Source organism: Delftia sp. GW456-R20 (assembly GCF_001622915.1).
GTDB classification, from domain to species: Bacteria; Pseudomonadota; Gammaproteobacteria; order Burkholderiales; family Burkholderiaceae_C; genus Comamonas; species Comamonas acidovorans.
The window spans coordinates 1,537,623-1,556,588 of record NZ_LWCN01000004.1 but is presented as its reverse complement, the minus strand read 5'-3'; the positions used below and the strand labels follow the sequence as shown (position 1 = coordinate 1,556,588).

Below are 18,966 nucleotides of genomic sequence, written 5' to 3'. Positions count from 1 at the left end.
GGGCTTTTTCATGCGGCGTCATCGAGTCGAGGCGGAAATCCATTTGTCCCTGCGCCGGGTCGTTCTGGTCGGCAGCCTATGGATCACCAGCCTCACCGTGCTCCTGGCCATGGCGCTTCTGACGCAGGACCCCGTTCCCTGGCCCAGCGTGCGGCTGAACCTGGTTGCCGCCGGCGTGAGCTTCGGCGCCGTGCTGCTGGGCTGGCGCCGGCACTGGAAGCTGGCCTCCAATCTTCTGGTCTGGGGCACCTGGGTGGCAGCCGTGACCGTGGTGGCTGCCACGGGCGGCGTGCAAAGCAGCTCGGTGCTGGCCTTTCCGGCCTTGCTCGTCATGTGCGCCTGGGTGCTGGGCGTGCGCACCACGCTGGCCATGCTGGTGCTGTCCGTGCTGGCCATGGCCGCGTTCTGGGTGGCGGGCCGCGAGGGGGTTGACTGGATAGGCCAGCGCGAGACCTCGCCCGTGTTCTCCATGCTGTACTTCGTGGGCATGCTGGGGCTGACGGGCACGGTCACGCTGATGGCAAGGCGCAGCCTGATCCGCCGTGCCCAGGAACTGCAGGACACGCTGGGCTCGCTGGAGCAGCACCAGGACGATCTGCGCAAGTTCTACCGCGCCGTGGAGCAGAACCCCGAAAGCATCGTCATCACCGACGTGCACCAGAACATCGTCTACGTGAACGAGGCCTTCTTGCAGCGCACCGGCTTTGCGCGCAACGAGGTCCTGGGCCAGCCCACGCACCGCTACTCCACCATGGGCCTGGACGCGCCGGCCTGGGAAGAGGCCTTGCACCAGCTGGGCCGGGGCGCGCTGTGGCGCGGCCAGATGACCAACCGCACGCGCCAGGGCGAGGACCTGCCCGAGGCCGTGCTGGTGGCGCCCATACGCGCCTCGGACGGCAGCATCGTCAACTATGTGGAACTCAAGCAGGACCTGTCCGAGCGCATGCGCGCAGAACGCCAGATCCATGCGCTGGCGCATTTCGACGCGCTCACCGGCCTGCCCAACCGCCTGTCGCTGACCCAGCGCCTGCGCGCGCTGGCGCGCGAATTCCGCGAGGGCGGCAAGGGCGGCGAGCCGCGCCACGGCCTGCTGCTGCTGGACATGGACCGCTTTACCGCCTTCAACGATGTGCGCGGCACGGTGCGTGGCGATGCGCTGCTGGGCGCGCTGGCGCTGCGCCTGGCCGATGCCCTGCCCGACGGCGTGCTGCTGGCCCGCATGGGCGCCGATGAATTCGCCGTGCTGCTGGAGAAGGCCGGCCAGGAGGCGGCCGAGGTCGATCAGCACATGCGCGCCCTGGCCCAGGTGCTGCAGGACGCGCTGGAGCGGCCGCTGTGGCTGGAGGAAACCGGCGAGGAAGTGCAGGCCAGCTGCAGCATTGGCGCGGCCAGCTTTGCCGCCTCGCGCACCGACAGCGGTGGCCACGATGTGCTGCGCCGCGCGGGCGTGGCCCTGCACCAGGCCAAGCAGGCCGGCCTGGGCCAGGTCGTCATCTTCCAGCCCGACATGGCCGAGGCCGTGGGCAAGCGCTTTCGTATCGAAAAGGACTTGCGCCGCGCCATTCCTGCCGGCGAGCTGCAGCCCTATCTGCAGTCCCAGGTGGACCACATGGGGCGCTGTGTGGGCGCCGAGGTGCTGGTGCGCTGGAACCATCCGCGCCTGGGCATGGTCGAGCCCGGTGACTTCATTCCCGTGGCCGAGGAATCTGACCTGATCGTGCAACTGGGCGACTGGATGCTGGAGCAGGCCTGCCGCATGCTGGTGCGGCCCGAGTTCGTGCAGCAGGGCTGGCGGCTGTCGGTCAACGTCAGCTGGCGGCAGTTCCGCCAGCCCGACGTGGTGGACAAGCTCAAGCGCACCCTGGCCGCAACCGGGGCCGACCCGCGCCGCCTCACGCTGGAGGTCACCGAAAGCGTGGTCATGCGCGATGTGGACGAGGCGCGTGAGCGCATGGCCGAGCTGCAGCTGCTGGGCGTGGAGATGGGGCTGGACGACTTCGGCACCGGCTATTCATCGCTGGCCTATCTGCAGCGGCTGCCATTCCGTGAACTCAAGATCGACAAGTCCTTTGTGCAGGACTGCCATACCTCGCCGGGCAATGCCGCCATGGTCGAGGCGATCCTGCTGCTGGCCAGACGCCTGCGCCTGCGCGTGGTGGCCGAAGGAGTGGAGACCGAAGAGCAGGCCGGCACGCTGCGGGCCTGGAATCAGGACGTGCTGTTCCAGGGCTACCACTACGGCCGGCCCCTGCCGGCGGTCGAGTGGGTGGATCTGCAACTGGGGGCGCCTGCCGGCGTGTGAAAGCCGGCGTGAGGGCCAGCGCAAGGGCCTGCGTGTGACGGCGTTCAGGTCCTGGACTGTTCCAGCCAGCGGCGCGCCAGCAGGTCCCAGAAACGTGCGCCGCGCCCCAGGTTGTCGTCGTTGAAGTCGTAGCCGGGGTTGTGCAGGCCCACGCCGGGCTCGCCCGTGGCGGGGCCGTTGCCTATCCAGCCATAGGCGCCGGGCACGGCCTCCAGCATGAAACCAAAGTCCTCGGCCGTCATGGCCGGCAGGATGTCGGCGTGGGTGCGGTCCTCGCCCACCGCTTCGCGCATCACCTCGGCCATGAAGCGGGCCTCGTGCGCGTGGTTGGTGGTGTTGGGATAGCCGGGCTTGAGAATGAACTCGGCGCGGCACAGATGGGCGGCCGCCACATGCTCGCTGATGCGCTGCATGCCTTCGATGAACATCTGCTGCGTCTCGGTCCTGAGGGCGCGCACCGTGCCGAAGATGCTGGCCTCGTCGGGAATGATGTTCTCCACCGTGCCGCTGGTGATCTTGCCCACGGTGAGCACGGCGCTGTCCAGCGGATCGGTGCTGCGCGACACCAGGGTCTGCAACTGGCCGACGATGGCGCAGGCCACGGGAATCGGGTCCAGCGTGGTGTGGGGCATGGCCGCGTGGCCGCCCTTGCCGTGCACGCGGATCTCGAAGCGCAGCGTGGAGGCCATGATGGGCCCCACGCGCACCGCCATCTCGCCGGCGGGCAGGGCAGGCCAGTTGTGCAGCGCGAACACGGCCTCGCAGGGGAAGCGGTCGAACAGGCCGTCCTCCATCATGGCCTTGGCGCCTGCGCCGCCTTCCTCGGCGGGCTGGAAGATCAGGTGCACCGATCCATCGAAATCCGGCTGCTGCGCCAGCAGCGTGGCCGCGCCCAGCAGCATGGTCGTGTGGCCGTCATGGCCGCAGGCATGCATGCAGCCGGGGTTCTGGCTGGCGTGGCCGAAGGCGTTGAGCTCCGTCACCGGCAGCGCATCCATGTCGGCCCGTATGCCGATGCTGCGGCCCGGGTTGGCGGCGCTGCGCCCCCGGCCGTGGATGCTTGCCACCACGCCGGTCCTGCCCAGCCCGCGGTGCACCTGCAGTCCCAGCGCCATCAGGTAGGCCGCCACCTTGTCGCCGGTGCGGTGCTCCTCGTAGCGCAACTCGGGGTTGGCATGCAGGTCGTGGCGGAACTTCAGCAGGGAGCCGAGATGGGGGGTGATGTCGGGTGTGGATCGCATACAGGGGCCGCGGCGGCCTGCACGCCCAGCGGGTCCGCAGGCGGTCGCAGCAATTCAATGACAAGGCGGACATGATAGGTCCTGGGGTTTGCCTGCGGCGCCTGCCGGGGCGATAGGCCTTGTGCTGCCCAGGCTTTGCGCTACGTTCCTTGCGAGCAGCCCGCGCAATGCCCGGCTGCCCAGGGTGCACGGGCGCTGGAGCAAGTGCAGGGGAATGGCGCCAGGACCGACAATCGCCCCCATCATGAAAAACACCATCCTGCCCCTGCAATTGTTCGTGCGCCCCGAGCATGACGATCCCCAGCCCCTGATCCTCTACCACGGCCGCCGCTGCCCGGACGGCTACGGCGCGGCGCTGGCGGCCTGGCTGTACTACGGCGGGCAGGCCGAATTCCGGGGTCTGGACCATGGCGAGATCCAGAAGGCCGACGACCTGGGCGAGCTGGCTGGCCGCGCCGTCTACGTGCTGGACTTCGCCTTCGAGCCCGAGCTCATGGCCGAGATCGAGTCGCGCGTTTCCAAGCTCGTGGTGCTGGACCACCACAAGAGCGCTGCCGAAAAGCTGAGCGGCTACCAGTGCCGCTGCGGCGTCGTGCACTTCGACATGAACAAGTCCGGCGCGCGCCTGGCATGGGAGTTCTTCCAGGCCGACAAGCCCGTGCCCGGCCTGATCCGCTTCATCGAGGACCGCGACATCTGGAAGTGGGAATTCGCCGAGAGCGCGGGCTTTCTCGCGGCGCTGGACATGGAGCCGCGCAGCTTCGAGCGCTGGGCCGAGATCGCGGCCTTCACGCCCGAGCAGGAAGCCGCCTTCATGGCGCGCGGCGGCGCCATGGACGAGAAATTCCAGAAGCTGTGCGCCGACATTTCCGAGGCGGCCCAGCCCCTGGTCTTCAACGGCATGCAAGGGCTGATGGTCAACTGCCCCGGCATGTTCCACAGCCAGGTCGGCGACCTGCTGGCGCGCCAGAGCGGCAGCTTCGCGCTGATGTGGCATGCCAGCACCAAGGGCGTGAAGATCGGCCTGCGCTCGCGCTCGGAGTTCAACTGCATACCGCTGGCCGAGAGTTTTGGCGGCGGTGGCCATGCCCAGGCCTGCGGCTTCAAGATGGGCAGCGAGCGCCTGGTGGAGCTGCTGTCTGGCGTGCTCAAGGCCGATGCCTCGGCCGACTACGCCTACGTGGCAGCGCCGCTGATGGAGCAGCCTGAAACGGGCGCGCCTGCCGAAGCTGCCTGATCCGGCCGGGCCGTCGCCGGCAGGCCCGCACAGGCCTGCCAGCCGGGCAGAGCGCACAGCGCGCGCCAGTGCTGCACATCGGCCACATGGCCTAGTTGCCGCCAGTCGGCCTCGAAGCGCAGCGGCTCGCCCGTCATCGGGTGCGCCAGCTCCAGCGCATGGGCGTGCAGCCACAGCCGCTGCAGGCCCAGCCGCTCGGCCCACCAGCGGTTCAGCGGCCCCTTGCCATGCGTGGCGTCGCCAATGATGGGATGGGCCACATGCTTGAGATGACGGCGTATCTGGTGGCGCCGGCCCGTGGCGGGCAGGGCCTCGACCAGTGAAATCCGCGTGGCCGCGTGGCGCGGGTCAAAGGCCTCGGGCCACTCCAGGCGCGCCAGGCAGCGCAGCGAAGTCTGTGCGGGCTGGGCCGGCGCGTCCTCGGGCGCATCGTCGGGTCGGAGGGCATGGTCCACCTCCACCGCATCGGGCAGCCAGCCGCGCACCAGCGCCAGGTATTGCTTGCGCACTTGCTGCCCGGCAAACGCCTGGCCCAGCCGCTGCGCGGCCTGGGCATGCAGGGCCATCACCAGCACGCCGCAGGTGCCCTTGTCCAGCCGGTGCGCAGGGTGCACATGGCAGCCCAGCTGGTCGCGCAAGGTCTGCAGCACGAAGCGCGTCTCGTGCGCGTCCAGTCCCGTGCGGTGCACCAGCCAGCCTGCGGGCTTGTACACCGCCACCAGATGCTCGTCGCGCCAGAGGATTTGCAGGGGCGCGTCGTCGGGCTCTGGCGGCTGGGCCGGGGAGGGGATGGATGAAGGCTGGAACATGAGGGCGTGAGTGTAGGCGCTGTCCGCCCACCGCCCTGCAGACCCACGCGCACTACCCCTGTGCACTACCCCTGTGCACTACTGCCGCGCACTACCCCCGTGCAGGGCAACGCAGTGCTGCCTGCCATTGCACGACTGGCGGCTTCAGGGCGATGCAAGATCGCGCCTGGTTCCGCGCCGCCGCGTGAACCGGAGTTTCTGAAACCCTCTCAAACGCAACGCACCACACCGCATGGACCATCGCAGCACCGCTCCCATCCGCATCGCCATCGTCGGCCACGGCAACCTGGGCCGTGGCGTGGAGGCGGCCATTGCCCGCAACCCCGACATGGCGCTGGCCGGCATCTACTCCCGCCGTGATCCGGCACAGCTGCGTCCGCTGCAGCCCGGCACGCCCGTGCACGGCTTGGACAGCCTGCTGGCACATCGCGCCGGCATCGACGTGCTGGTGCTGTGCGGTGGCTCCAAGGAAGACCTGCCGCAGCAGTCGCCCGCGCTGGCCGCGCATTTCAGCCTGGTGGACAGCTTCGACACCCATGCGCGCATTCCCGAGCATTTCGACCGGGTGGATGCCGCCGCCCGCGCAGCCGGCACCACGGCGCTGATCTCGGCGGGCTGGGACCCGGGCATGTTCTCCCTGCAACGCCTCATGGGCGAGGCCCTGCTGCCCGATGGCGCCACCTACACCTTCTGGGGCAAGGGCCTGAGCCAGGGGCACTCGGACGCCATCCGCCGCATTCCCGGCGTGGCCGGGGGCGTGCAGTACACCATTCCCGTGGACGAGGCCGTGCAGCGCGTGCGCAGCGGCGTGCGGCCCGAGCTGTCTGCGCGCGAGCGCCACCGGCGCGAGTGCTTTGTGGTGCTGGAGCAGGGGGCCGATGCCGATGGCGTGCGCCAGGCCATCGTCGGCATGCCGCATTACTTTGACGAATACGACACCACGGTGCATTTCATCAGCGCGCAGGAACTTGCCCGTGACCATGCGGCCATGCCGCATGGCGGATTCGTCATCCGCAGCGGCCGCAGCTCGCAGGGGCTGCACCACTCCATCGAATACCGCCTGCAGCTGGACAGCAATCCGGAATTCACGGCCAGCGTGCTCGTGGCCTATGCGCGCGCCGTGCACAGGCTGCAGCAGTCGGGGCAGACGGGCTGCAAGACCGTGTTTGACGTGGCGCCCGGCCTGCTGTCGCCCAGGAGTGCGCAGCAGCTGCGGGCCGAGCTGCTTTAGCCCTGGCCCACGCGGGCCGCGTCTTCCAGCCGGTCCACATCACGCAGCGGCTTGAACAGGGTCATCCAGCTGCCGACCACGCCCAGCGTGCACAGGCTGCCCACCACGGCAGCCGGCACGGCGCCCAGCCAGGCGGCGCTGGTGCCGGCGCGGAATTCGCCCAGTTCGTTGGACGAACCGATGAACAGCATGTTCACCGCGTTCACGCGCCCGCGCATGGAGTCGGGCGTGGAAAACTGCACCAGGGCCGAGCGGATGTAGACACTCACCATGTCGGCCGCGCCGGCCAGCATCAGGGCGGCCATGGACAGCCAGAACCAGTGCGACAGCGCAAACACCAGGTTGGCCACGCCGAAGATGGCCACGGCGGCGAACATCACGCGGCCCACATGGCGCTGGATGGGACGGGCCGACAGCCACAGGCCCATGGCCACCTCGCCCACGGTCATGGACGAGCGCAGCAGGCCCAGGCCTTCGGGGCCGACCTTGAGCACCTCGTGCGCATACACGGGCAGCAGGGCCACCACGCCGCCCAGCAGCACGGCGAACAGGTCCAGCGAAATCGTGCCCAGGATGATGGGGCGCGTGCGGATGAAATGGATGCCTTCGCCAAAGCGCTGCCACAGCGAGCCGCCCGCCGGCGCCATGGCCCCGGCAAAGCGCACGGGCACCGTGCCCAGCAGCAGCACGGCCAGCACCAGGGAGACGCCGCAGACCGCATAGGTCAGCACGGCGCCGCCCCAGGCGTAGAGCACTCCGCCCAGCACAGGCGCCGCAATGGCGGCCGTGCGCATCAGCATGCTGTTGGTGGCCAGCGCCTGGGCCAGCTGCTCGCGCGGCACGATCTGCGGCAGCAGGCTTTGCAGGGCCGGCCCCGTGAAGGCGCGGCTGCAGCCGAACAGCACCAGCACGGCATAGATCCAGTGCACATCGTGCGCGGTCGCGCCCTCGTGCCAGGACAGCCACAGCAGCAGCAGGGAGCACAGGGCAGCCACGGTCCAGCTGCCCGACAGCAGGCGCTTGCGGCTCATGCGGTCGCTGAGGTCGCCGGCCGGAATCAGCAGCGCCAGCATGGGCAGGAACTGGGCCAGTCCCACGTAGGCCAGGGACATGGGGTCGCGCGTCAGGTCATACACCTGCCAGGCCACGACCACCGCCTGCATCTGCTGGGCGAACATGGACAGCATGCGCGCCATGACGAAGGGGACGAAGGCGCTGCTGCGCAGGCCGGCAGCGGGGCTGTCGGCCGATGAGGGGGGAAGCGGGGAGGAGGGCAAGATCGGATATCCGTGGAGGAGCACGCGCAGTATCTGCGAAATGCCGGCGCCTTGCTGGCCGTTGTGCCCGCTCCACGCTGCCGACGAAGGCATGCGGTCTGCTCCCACAAACACCCGCGGCGCGGCGCGAGAATATGCCATCACGGGTCAGGCCAGAACCCCGCATCAGAGGAGCAACACACCATGTCCATGTTGTCCATGCAATACGCCGGCACCTTGATCGGGCGCGAAGCGGTCATCGACTTCCCCGACAGCAAGGCTGATGTGCGGTACACGCCGCAAGGCCAGATGGTCTGGCATGTGGTCGATTCCCTGGGCCATGTATCCGATGGCTGCGAACGGCTCAGCTACCTGCAGGTCAGCGACAGCCTGCACTTCCTCAACTGGATCGAGAAAACGGGCTTCACCGTCAGCCAGGTCATCGACACGGCCCAGGGCACGGTGCAGGCCTTCTGGTCGTTTGCCGACCCGGCCAGCGAGGGTGGCCACCGCTCGTCCATGTTCGTCGAAGGCCGTTTCCGCTTCCGTTGAGGCGCCCGCCTGCACGGCGCAGCCCGGCCGCGTGAAACATTGCGGCAGCTGCGCGATCTGCCTGTTTTTTCAGCGCCTGCGGCAAACCCATGGCTGGCGCGGCAATGCAGGGTTGTCCCGAAGCTTGTCCACAGGCAGGCCCACAGTCGCTGGGCATAACCGTCACGCTGCGGTCATTTTCGTCATCCAGCAGAAAAGTTCCTGGAATGTGGGTGTGTACTATCGTTGAATTCCAGCATCGGCGGGTGCATGGAATTCCGGTTCATTGCCTGAGGCGACGCCGGCTGCGCGCAGCTCGAGGTTTGCCGCCGTGAAACATCCCTTCCGCCCAATCCCGTCCGCAGGGCCCCCGGCTATGCTGGCTGCATGACCTGGCTGTTTCTTGCATTGCATCTGCTGCTCATTGCAGGCTTTGGCCTGCGCATCCTGCTGCGCGACGATGTGCGGCCCGACGTGCGCATGGGCTGGCTCACCGTCATCGTGCTGCTCCCCTATGCGAGCTGCGCGCTGTACTACCTGTTTGGCGAGGTGACGCTGCGCCGCCGAGGCCGGGCCCGGTACCGCAAGGTGCAGGACTTTGCGCCCGGCGCCCCGGTCACGGGCAGCGGCGTGCCGGTGGCGGGCATCGCGCCGCAATGGCAGGCGGCCTTTGGCTATGCGGCGTCCATCAACCGCTTTCCCGTGCAGCCGGGCCATGCCGCGCAGCTCATGGCCGATGGTGCCCAGGCCCGCGCGCGCATGCTGGCCGACATGGAGGCCGCCCGGCACGAGATCAACGTGCTCTACTACATCTGGCTGGCCGATGACACGGGAACGGCCGTGGCCCAGGCGCTGGTGCGCGCGGCCCGGCGTGGCGTGGTCTGCCGCGCCATGGTGGACGGGCTGGGCTCGCGCGCGCTGCTGCGCTCCGACCTCTGGCAGCAGATGGCGCAGGCCGGCGTGCAACTGGCCGTGGCCCTGCCGGCCAGCCACCCGTTCAGGGTGATGTTCACCAGCCGGCTGGACCTGCGCAACCACCGCAAGATCACCGTGATCGATGGTGCCATCACATACTGCGGCAGCCAGAACTGCGCGGACGAGGCCTTCGCCGTGAAGGCCCGCTACGCGCCCTGGGTCGATATCATGCTGCGCCTGCAAGGCCCGGTGGTGGCGCAGATGCAGCAGGTCTTTGCCAGCGACTGGGCGCAGGCGCACAGCGCAGACCATGGACTGTCCATGCCCCTGGCCGCCCAACCCGAAGCGGGGCCGGCCGACATGCCCGCCGAAGGCTTTGCCGCCGTCGTCATTGCCGAAGGCCCGGCCGAGCGGCCGCGCTCCACCTCGCAGCTGGTGTCCACCCTGCTGGCCAGTGCACGGCACGAAGTGGTGATCTCCACGCCCTATTTCATCCCCGATGCCACCGTGCTGGAGGCCCTGTGCGCCGCCGCCTGGCGCGGCGTGCAGGTCACGCTCATCCTGCCGGCGCGCAACGATTCCTGGATCGTGGGCGCGGCCAGCCGCAGCACCTACCGCTACCTGCTGCGGGCCGGCGTCATCCTCCATGAATTCCGCCCCGGCCTGCTGCATGCCAAGACCCTGTGCGTGGACGGGCAGGTGGCCCTTGTGGGCTCCACCAACCTGGACCTGCGCAGCTTCGACCTGAACTTCGAGAACAACGTGCTGCTGCAGGACGAGGCCGTGACCCGCGCCATCCGCCAGCGCCAGGGCGAATACATCTGCCAGTCCGACCGCATCACCGCCGCCCAGGTCCACGCCTGGCACTGGGGCCGCCGCATCTGGAACAACCTGCTGGCAATGCTGAGCCCGGTGCTTTGAGCCTGCAAAGAAAAAGGCCTGCGCAATGCAGGCCTTCAGGGCTGTTGGGAGGCAGACGCGCTCAGCGGCCCACGCGCTCAGCGGCCCACGCGCTCGCTCTCGACCACCATGTCCAGCACATAGGCGTAGGCCGATGCGTCGGCGGGCACGTTCTGGCGCTTGTAGCGCTGGATGCGCAGCACGTTGCGGATGCCGGGTTCGTGCTTGTAGCCCTCGATCTCGCTGTAGAAGTTCTCCCACTCGCCGGTGGAGGTCTTCACGCCGTTGTCGCCGTAGCGGATCTCGCGCACGCGCAGGCACTGGAAGTCCTTGATCAGCGGGTGATTGCAGGCCGTGCGCTGGGGTGCCACTTCCAGGAAGATGCGCTCGCCGGCGCTGCCGTACTGGGTCTGGGCCGTGGGCGAGCCGTCGAACTGCCAGCGCGTGCCATCGATGAAGGTGAGCGTCAGGCGCGCAGGCTGCTTGCCTTCGCCCAGTTGCACGGACCATTGCTTGGCCGTGGGCAGGATGCGGGCCACCTTTTGCTCCAGCGCCATCAGTTGGTCGTCATCGCAGGCCATCAGCGTGCTGGCGGCGCGTTGGGTGGCGATGCGGTTGCCTTCGGTGCGGTAGCCCGTGGTCACCACGTTGCACAGGTTCTTGACGGCCAGGCGCTGGTCGGCGAATTCCAGTTGCAGTGGCCGCTTGCGCGAGGCGGCGGTCAGGAACCAGCTCTGGTCCTCGGTGCCCTGGGGCGTGAAGGCCTGGCGAAGATTCCAGTGGTAGGCGGTCAGCGATTGGGCATCACCGGGTGGGCCGGCAGGGGCCGACGCCTGGGTCTTGGCGCCTTCTTCGGCATTGCCACCCTTGTCGATATGGCTGCAGGCGCCGAGCCCCATGGTGACGATCACGGGCAGGCACCAGGTCCAGCTTGGCTTCATGTTGAATTCCTTGGTTGATGGGTACGGAGACAGGCTCAGGCGCGGCGGGCTGGTGGCAGCCCTGGCGCGGCATGTGCCGCGCCGGCCCTGGCCGAACCGGGGCACCATAACGCAGATGCGCGGCGGCGCCTGTCAGAACGGGGCGCTATTCACATTCCTTTGCATCTATTTGATGCAGGCGGAAAAAACGGATTGCTGCAAAGTTGCCGGCCGATGCGTTGCGCTCAGGTGAGAATAGGCGGCCAGCCGCCATGCCATCCGCAGGCTGCGGCGCCGGAGCAAGGAGCAGGTTCGTGTATCGACGTTGGAGTGCAGCAAACAGGGTGCGTGGCATGCGCTACGCGGGAGCTTTGGCCATCATTGCAATGCTTGCGGGCTGCGGCTCGACCATTCCCCAGCATGTGCCCGTGCAGGAGAGCTTCGGCTCCACCGAGACCTTCTCGCGCATGTTCGATGCCTCGCCGGCCCAGACCTGCGAGGCCGCGCGCCGCGCGCTGCTGAGCCAGGGCTACATCGCCATGGCGCGCACGGCCGAACTCATAGAGGGCAGCAAGAGCTTCCAGCCCGACCCCGAACTGAACCTGCAGATGAACATCCGCGTGGTCTGCGTGCCCGAGACAGCCGATGGCCAGGTCAGCATCGGCTTTGTCACGGCGCTGCAGGACCGCTATACCTTGAAGAAGAGCGCCAACTCGGCCAGCCTGGGCGTGGGCGCGCTGGGGTCGGTGTCGCTGCCGTTCTCCTCGGGCAGCGACTCCATGGTCAAGGTGGGCAGCGAGACGATTGCCAAGAGCGGTTTCTACGACAGCTTCTTCGAGCTGGTATCGCGCTACCTGGCACAGGACCGCGAGTCCATCGCCGTGCCCACGCCGGTGGCGCCGCAGAACACCATTCCCTCGGCCAACCACTGACGCCGGCGGGCGCCGGCCCGGTTCACGCCGCCAGGAACAGCGCCGGGTCCACCATGGTGCGGTTGAGCATCACGCCCCAGTGCAGGTGCGGGCCGGTGACACGGCCCGTGGCGCCGACCTTGCAGAAGGCATCTCCCGTGTCCAGCTGATCGCCCAGCTTGCACTGCACGCTGCTCAGATGGCAGTACATGCTCAGCAGGCCGCCGCCGTGGTCCAGCCACACGGTGCCGCCGTTGAAGAAATAGTCGCCCACATCCACCACCTTGCCCGGCAGCGGCGCGACGACGTTGGTGCCCGTGGCTGCCGCGATGTCCATGCCGCTGTGCGGATTGCGCGGCTGGCCGTTGAACACGCGGCGCAGGCCGAAGCTGCTGCTGCGGCGGCCCGGCACGGGCTGGCGCATGCGCAGGTCGCCAGGGCGTGCAGGCGGCTCGGTGAACAGCGCCATGATGGTCTGCTGGTGGGCGCGTTCACGCTGGTAGCGGGCATCGTCCTCGGGTGACAGGTCCACGGTCTTGGGCGAGACCTTCAGGCGCTGCTCGGTGTATTTCTTGTCGCGCACTTCGTAGGGCAGGGTGCGCGGTGCGCCTTCGCCCTTCACCGTCACGCCATGCGTGCCGGGCGCCACCGACAGCGCAATGCCGACCACGGCCGTCCATTCGATCATGTCGCCCACCACCAGCACGGGCACGTCGCCGGCCAGCACCTGGGGCCGCTGGGCGGCTGGCCCCAGCGACAGGCGGGCCACGCCACCGGGCACGCGGCTGTCATGCGGCCAGGGGGATTCCCCGGAGGCCGCAGCGGCCCAGGCCGGGACCATCAGGCCCGCACCTGAGGCGCACAGGGATTGCACAAACAGTCGGCGGGAGCGGGAATTCGTCGTCGGTATCTGCATGAGGGAAGCGGGGGGCTGTGGTCGAGCGCCCCATTGTCCGCCATGCCAGCGCGCCAGCTTGCCAACGCCTCAACGCCATGACGCCATGACGCCATGGCATTCAAATGCGCTTGCGGGCCGCTCAACGGTCCCGGCGCTCGTCGCGCCCGCCGCGCCGCTCCTGTGGACGGGCCGCGTTGGCCATGCGCTGCTGTTGCTGGCGTTGCTCCTGCTGTGCGCGGGCCTGCTGCTGCTGGGCACGCGCCTGTGCCTGGGCCTGCTGTGCTTGCTGGGCCTGCATGCGTTGCTGCTGGGCAGCCTCGAACTGCTGCTGTCTTTGCTGCTGCGCCTGCCGCTCCTGCATCTGGGCCTGTCTTTGCGCCTGCTGCTGGGCCTGTTGCTGGGCCTGTTGTTGGGCCTGCATCCTGGCCTGCATCTGCTCCTGTGCGCGCGCCTGCTGCTGTTGCTGCTGCTGCATTTGTTGCTGCATTTGCTGCTGGCGCGCCTGGTCCTGGGAGCGCTGCTGCAAGGCCTGGCGATCGCGCTCGGCCTGTTGGCGGGCCTGGGCTTGCGCCTGAACTTGGGCCTGGTCACGCGCCTGATCCCGCATCTGCGCCTGGGCCTGCATCTGGGCTTGGCGCTGCTGTTGCTGGCGCGCCTGTTCCTCGCCGCGAAGGCGGGCGGCCTGCGTCTCCATTTGCTGCTGTTGCTGCTGGCGCTGGCGCGCTGCATCGGCCATGGAGCGGTCGCGGTCCTGCCTGTCCTGTGGCCTCATGCCCTGCTGCGTGGCTGCGGAAGACCAGGAAGGCACGCGGGAGTCGCGGCCCCTGTCACCCTGCATGGCTGCCGCAGGCAGTGCTGGCGCGGGTCGCTGCGCGGTGCCCGATGGGGATGAGGGGGCCGATTGCGCAGACTGAGGGGACTGCGGCCACTTGCCGAACTGGCCCGGCTGCGAGGCCGGCACCGGGTTCATCCGGGGCTGCAATGAGGCCTGGGGCCGGTCATCAGGCCTGAGGCCCGGGCGTCCGCGATCGGCGCCATCGTGCCGGGCAAAGCCCTGGGCGCCCCCGGGCGGCACCATGCCTTGGGCGGACGGGGGCGGGCCGCCCTGCGGCGGCCTCAGGCCCAGGCGTTGGGGCATGCCCGAGTGCGCTGCTGCGGCGGCGCCGGCCATGCCTGCGGCACCGGCCAGGGCCGCAGCGGCCATGCCGCCTGAACGAGGGTCACCAGAGCGTGGGTCGCCAGAACGAGGGTCACCGGAGCGCGGGTCGCCCGGGCGAGGATCCCCGCCCTGCTGCGGGAAGTCAGGGCGGCGCGGCTCGAAGTGCGGGTTGTTCGCGATGTGGGTGACGTTGCCAACGTTGTTGATGTGCGTGTTGTGGATGTTCTGCACCACCGTGGTCGAGCGCGAGACGTAGGTGTTGTTGTTGTAGATCACGGCCGGGCGGCGCGAGGGCGGTGGCGGCGGTTCGTTGCGGTGCCAGCGGTAGCCCGGCTCGCCCCAGCGCATGCCCCAGGAGTTCCAGCCCCAGGGGCGGCGGTCCACGGACTCGGCCAGGATCACGCCTGCGCCGAAGCCGATCAGCCCCGCCACCACGGGCGCGGCCGAACTGCCCACATACACGGGTTGCGGCGCCACGATGGGGCGGTATCCGCCGTACATGGGCACGGGCTCGCCATAGACCACACCCGGGTCGTACTGCGGCACATAGACGGTGTCAGGCTGGGCAGGTGCGATCTCGATGAACTGCGGCGGCGTGTCGATCACCGGCACGGGCAGCATGGACGACAGCGGCTCGCCCACGGCCTGCGGTGCGGGCTGGGGCACGGGGGGCGGGGCATCGGCCGTGGCCACGGCCACCTTGAGCCGGCTGGAGTCCTTGAGCGTGCCTGCCTTGTAGGCGCGCTGACGCATCACCTGGATGGCGTTCATCACATCGGCCGGATCGTTGTAGTAGGCCTTGCCCAGGGCCGTGGTCCAGGGAACGTTGGATGACAGCTGTGCCAGCACATTGGGAAACTGCGCCAGCGACTTGACCGAAGGGTCCCAGTCCTGGCTGTTGACGGCGTTTTGCAGTTCCTCGGGCTTGAGGCCGGGGTTCTGCCCCATCCACACCTCGGCGGCGCCGACCTGGTCGGGATAGGTGGAGGCTGCCAGCACCTGGGCCACGAGCTTGTCGGGGTACAGCGCAATGGGCGCCACCATCTGGTAGAGCGTCTCGGCCGAAGGCGGCACATAGGCCACGGGCGTGGCGACGGGCTGGGCGCTTTCGGTGGCAGGCGGCAGCGGCGCGCTGGCGGCCTGCGGGGGCTTGTCCTGGGATTCGTTGCAGGCGCTCAGCGCCAGGGCGGCGGCCAGGCCCAGCACGCTCAGGCGCAGGGCGCCAGCGTGGGAAGTTGAGCGGGCCGTGGTGCGTGCTGTGGGCACGGCGGATTGCAGCATTGCGTTCTCCTGGACAGGAACGCCTTGCGCGCCGAAGCGGCAAGGCACATGTCATTTGAACGCCAAAGTGCGCGCTGCGTTGACACCGGCGTGTCAGCCGATGCCCCCAGTCCGCGCAACTTCTGTGACGCGGTGTGTACCCAGGCTGAATCAGGCCGCGCTCAAGCCGCGCTCAGGCCGCGATCAGGCGGGCCTGGTAGCTCTCGGCACCCTTGGACCAGGCCAGCAGGCGGTCGATGTTGGGGTGCTTGCCGGGGAAGGCGATGGCGTCCTGCGTGTGCTCGGCATACCACTCCAGGCCCAGCTCGGCGGCGGCCGGCGTGATGCTGCCGCCGTACAGCGCGGCCAGCGCGTGGTACACGGCCAGCGAGCCGGTCTGGCCGGGCTTGTTCTCGATGGTGGCCACGACCTGGCCCTGGGCATCGGCCAGCTGCAGCGCGGCGAGGTGGGTGACAGTGGGCAGTTGCTGAAGGCGTGCGGAGAAGTTCATGCTGAAAGGCAAATCAAAGGGGAAAGGGAGAAAGGGACGGGTCCACCGGCGCCGGGCGTTCTGGTGTTTCAGTGGTCAGGCCTTGAAGGCAATCCAGGCACACCAGAACAGGCTGGAGAAAAAGCGCTTGGGCTGCACGAAACCGGCCTGGGCCAGCATCTGCTCCACCACCTCCTCCGAGGCCGGTGGAACCGCGCCCTGCCGGATTTTGCCGAGTTTCGCATGGACGGCGGCCTCGTCCACGCCCGCCATGCGCCAGCGCATGGCCCAGGCTTCAAGGAACAGCGGCTCGCTGTCATATCGGTGGCGGTTGCAGGCCAGGATGAAGGGCGCCCCCGGCGCCAGCCGCGCCGACAGGGCCTGCAGCAGCTGCAGCTTGTCCGCGTCGTCAGGGATGTGGTGCAGCACGCCGATCAGCGTGGCCGCGTCGAACACCGTGCCGGCCGGCAGGTCCTGCACGGCGCAGGGAGCTGCCTGCACCTGGGCCGACAGCCCCGCCGCGGCGATGCGGTCCATGGTCTGGTCCAGCATGGGGGCCGAGGGGTCGGCAGCCGTGAATTTCCACAGCGGCCTGAGGCGCGCCGTGGCCAGGATTTCCTGGCCCGTGCCGCCGGCGCCGCCAATCAGCACGGACTTCGGCCCTGCATCCAGGCTGGCGGCCAGCAGGCAGGCGGCCAGCTCGTGGCAGGCGTCGTAGCCGGCCAGTGCGATGCGGCTTTGCGTTTCGTACTCGGCCGCGCGGGAGGTGTCGAACTTGGCGGCGGAAGCCGCCTGTGGCAAGGCTTGGTTCATGGCCTGGCATTGTGCTGAGGCCACGGTCCCGGCAAAAGCGCCGATGTGCGATGGCCCACCCCTGCAAAGCAGGATGGTGGGCCATCTTCGGGGAGCAGCGGTGCAGGTGCCCGTCAGCGGGCCATGCGCCTACTTGCCCCAGGAGTCCTTGAGACCCGTTGCGCGGTTGAACACGGGCTTGCCCGGTGTGTGGTCCTTGCGGTCGGCCACGAAGTAGCCGAAGCGCTCGAACTGGAACTTGTCGTCAGGCTGCGCGTTGGCCAGCGAAGGCTCCACATAGGCGGTCACCACCTTGAGGCTGTCCGGGTTGAGCAACGTCAGGAAGTCCTTGCCGCCCGCATCGGGCTGCGGGTCGGTGAACAGGCGGTCGTACAGGCGCACCTCGGCCTGCACGCCGTCGGCCACGCCCACCCAGGTGATGGCGGCCTTGACCTTGACGCTGTCCGCACCTGGCGTGCCGCTCTTGGTGTCGGGCACCACGGTGGCCAGCACCTTGGTGACGTTGCCCTCGGCATCCTTCTCGCAGCCTGTGCACTCGATCACGTAGCCGCCCTTCAGGCGCACCTTGTTGCCGGGGAAAAGGCGCTTGTAGCCCTTGGGCGGCACTTCGGCGAAGTCCTCGCGCTCGATCCACACCTCGCGGCCCAGCGTAAAGCGGCGCACCGGCACCTGCTGGCCTTCGGCGGCGTGGGGCAGGGCGGGCAGCTCGCAGGCTTCCAGGTGCTCGGCGCTGCCGAAGACCTCGGCCCAGTTGGTCAGCTCCAGCTTCAGCGGGTCCAGGGCCACCATGCCGCGATGGGCCTGGTTCTCCAGGTCCTCGCGCAGGCAGCCTTCCAGCGTGGAGTAATCGATCCAGGCGTAGTCCTTGGTCACGCCGATGCGCTCGCAGAAGGCCTGGATGCTCTGGGGCGTGTAGCCACGGCGGCGCAGGCCGACGATGGTGGGCATGCGCGGATCGTCCCAGCCGCTGACGATGCCGTTGTCCACCAGGTGCTTGAGCTTGCGCTTGCTGGTGATCACATAGGTCAGGTGCAGGCGCGAGAACTCGTACTGGCGCGGCTGCGGCGCGGCGATCAGGCCGCCTTCGCGCAGATGGTCCAGCAGCCAGTCGTAGAACGGGCGCTGGTCCTCGAACTCCAGCGTGCAGATGCTGTGGGTGATGTGCTCCAGCGCGTCCTCGATGGGATGGGCGAAGGTGTACATCGGGTAGATGCACCACTGGTTGCCGGTGTTGTGGTGCTCGGCATGGCGCACGCGGTAGATGGCGGGATCGCGCAGGTTGATGTTGGGCGATGCCATGTCGATCTTTGCGCGCAGCACGGCAGCGCCATCGGGCAGCTTGCCGTCGCGCATTTCGCGAAAGCGCGCCAGGTTCTCGGCCACGGTGCGGCTGCGGAACGGGCTGTCCACGCCGGGGCGCGAGAAATCGCCACGGTTGGCCTTCATGTCGTCGGCGCTTTGCTCGTCCACATAGGCCAGGCCCTGCTCGATCAGGTACTCGGCCGCGCGGTACATGAAGTCGAAGTAGTTGCTGGCGAAGTACAGGTTCTCGTGGCCGTCGGCTTCCTTCCAGCCGAAGCCCAGCCAATGGACGGCATCGATGATGCTGTCCACGTACTCCTGGTCTTCCTTCTCGGGATTGGTGTCGTCGAAACGCAGGTGGCAGGCACCTTCGTAGTCGCGCGCCAGGCCGAAGTTCAGGCAGATGGCCTTGGCGTGGCCCACGTGCAGGTAGCCGTTGGGCTCGGGCGGGAAGCGTGTGCGGATCTTCGCCACGTCCACCTGGCCCTGGTTGTGGTGGTCGCCATCACCGGGGCTTCCACCCCAGCGGCGCTGGGCGTGGGTACCGTTGGCCAGGTCGGCCTCGATGATTTGGCGCAAAAAGTTACTCGGTTTGACCGGATCTTTGGAGATGGGGGAGGCGTCAGCAGAGCTCATCGCAGCATTGTAGGCGCCCGCCTGCAGACCCGCTCCGGACGGCTTTCGGACAGCCGCGCCAGCCAAGGGTTGAGGCATTTGGAAACAAACTTGTATAAAAGCCTGCCATCCGTAGACCCCTCTCGCGCGTTGAGAATGCAGGGCGTATGCCGTCC

15 protein-coding genes are annotated in these 18,966 nt (G+C 68.5%); 6 read left to right on the top strand and 9 right to left on the bottom strand.

Annotation, left to right across the window (positions count from 1 at the left end):
• The first annotated feature begins 10 nt into the window (after positions 1-10).
• Positions 11-2,302 carry a putative bifunctional diguanylate cyclase/phosphodiesterase gene (locus tag A4F85_RS12340; protein WP_063326740.1) on the top strand — a complete coding sequence of 764 codons (2,292 nt, stop codon included), beginning with the start codon at positions 11-13 and terminating at the stop codon, positions 2,300-2,302.
• Between the two features lie 44 nt (positions 2,303-2,346).
• Here A4F85_RS12340 and A4F85_RS12335 read toward each other — a convergent pair whose 3' ends face one another.
• On the bottom strand, positions 2,347-3,543 hold the full coding sequence (locus A4F85_RS12335; RefSeq protein ID WP_012204395.1) for a M20 aminoacylase family protein: 1,197 nt from the start codon (positions 3,541-3,543) through the stop codon (positions 2,347-2,349).
• A gap of 244 nt (positions 3,544-3,787) precedes the next feature.
• Here A4F85_RS12335 and A4F85_RS12330 point away from each other — a divergent pair, with 244 nt between their 5' ends.
• Positions 3,788-4,780, top strand: a complete 993-nt coding sequence (locus A4F85_RS12330) for a DHH family phosphoesterase (RefSeq protein WP_063326739.1) — start codon at positions 3,788-3,790, stop codon at positions 4,778-4,780.
• Here A4F85_RS12330 and A4F85_RS12325 read toward each other — a convergent pair.
• The gene (locus tag A4F85_RS12325; RefSeq protein WP_063326738.1) at positions 4,720-5,589 is read right to left on the bottom strand and encodes a pseudouridine synthase; all 870 of its coding nucleotides are present in this window, start codon (positions 5,587-5,589) and stop codon (positions 4,720-4,722) included. The two genes, A4F85_RS12330 and A4F85_RS12325, sit on opposite strands and share 61 nt — an antisense overlap.
• Positions 5,590-5,821: 232 nt before the next feature.
• On the opposite strand from A4F85_RS12325, the gene A4F85_RS12320 reads away from it, so the two are divergent.
• The gene (locus tag A4F85_RS12320; protein ID WP_063326737.1) at positions 5,822-6,820 is read left to right on the top strand and encodes a diaminopimelate dehydrogenase; all 999 of its coding nucleotides are present in this window, start codon (positions 5,822-5,824) and stop codon (positions 6,818-6,820) included.
• On the opposite strand, the gene A4F85_RS12315 is transcribed toward A4F85_RS12320, so the two are convergent.
• Positions 6,817-8,190 carry an MFS transporter gene (locus A4F85_RS12315; protein WP_063326736.1) on the bottom strand — a complete coding sequence of 458 codons (1,374 nt, stop codon included), beginning with the start codon at positions 8,188-8,190 and terminating at the stop codon, positions 6,817-6,819. The genes A4F85_RS12320 and A4F85_RS12315 overlap by 4 nt on opposite strands.
• 90 nt (positions 8,191-8,280) lie before the next feature.
• Here A4F85_RS12315 and A4F85_RS12310 point away from each other — a divergent pair, with 90 nt between their 5' ends.
• Together A4F85_RS12310 and cls are read left to right on the top strand one after the other, a co-directional pair.
• Positions 8,281-8,628 (top strand): MoaF-related domain-containing protein, encoded by a 348-nt coding sequence (locus A4F85_RS12310; protein ID WP_012204400.1) that lies wholly within the window; start codon positions 8,281-8,283, stop codon positions 8,626-8,628.
• A 366-nt stretch (positions 8,629-8,994) separates the two neighbouring features.
• On the top strand, positions 8,995-10,443 hold the full coding sequence (gene cls, locus A4F85_RS12305) for a cardiolipin synthase (RefSeq protein WP_063326735.1): 1,449 nt from the start codon (positions 8,995-8,997) through the stop codon (positions 10,441-10,443).
• Positions 10,444-10,520: 77 nt separating this feature from the next.
• Here cls and A4F85_RS12300 read toward each other — a convergent pair whose 3' ends face one another.
• Positions 10,521-11,363 carry an META and DUF4377 domain-containing protein gene (locus tag A4F85_RS12300; protein ID WP_013803395.1) on the bottom strand — a complete coding sequence of 281 codons (843 nt, stop codon included), beginning with the start codon at positions 11,361-11,363 and terminating at the stop codon, positions 10,521-10,523.
• 332 nt (positions 11,364-11,695) lie between these two features.
• On the opposite strand from A4F85_RS12300, the gene A4F85_RS12295 reads away from it, so the two are divergent.
• Positions 11,696-12,274, top strand: coding sequence for a DUF2242 domain-containing protein (locus A4F85_RS12295; protein WP_013803394.1), 579 nt, complete (start codon positions 11,696-11,698; stop codon positions 12,272-12,274).
• A 22-nt stretch (positions 12,275-12,296) separates the two neighbouring features.
• Here A4F85_RS12295 and A4F85_RS12290 read toward each other — a convergent pair whose 3' ends face one another.
• The 5 genes from A4F85_RS12290 to A4F85_RS12270 form a co-directional block, all read right to left on the bottom strand.
• Positions 12,297-13,169 (bottom strand): peptidoglycan DD-metalloendopeptidase family protein, encoded by an 873-nt coding sequence (locus A4F85_RS12290; protein WP_063326734.1) that lies wholly within the window; start codon positions 13,167-13,169, stop codon positions 12,297-12,299.
• Between the two features lie 121 nt (positions 13,170-13,290).
• The gene (locus tag A4F85_RS12285; protein WP_063326733.1) at positions 13,291-15,591 is read right to left on the bottom strand and encodes a DUF3300 domain-containing protein; all 2,301 of its coding nucleotides are present in this window, start codon (positions 15,589-15,591) and stop codon (positions 13,291-13,293) included.
• Positions 15,592-15,763: 172 nt separating this feature from the next.
• The gene (locus A4F85_RS12280; protein WP_013803391.1) at positions 15,764-16,081 is read right to left on the bottom strand and encodes a DUF2322 family protein; all 318 of its coding nucleotides are present in this window, start codon (positions 16,079-16,081) and stop codon (positions 15,764-15,766) included.
• A 75-nt stretch (positions 16,082-16,156) separates the two neighbouring features.
• Entirely contained in the window at positions 16,157-16,873 is a 717-nt protein-coding gene (locus tag A4F85_RS12275; RefSeq protein ID WP_063326732.1) for a class I SAM-dependent methyltransferase, read from the bottom strand.
• A 129-nt stretch (positions 16,874-17,002) separates the two neighbouring features.
• Positions 17,003-18,811 carry a glutamine--tRNA ligase/YqeY domain fusion protein gene (locus tag A4F85_RS12270; RefSeq protein WP_043823783.1) on the bottom strand — a complete coding sequence of 603 codons (1,809 nt, stop codon included), beginning with the start codon at positions 18,809-18,811 and terminating at the stop codon, positions 17,003-17,005.
• Between the last annotated feature and the right edge of the window lie 155 nt (positions 18,812-18,966).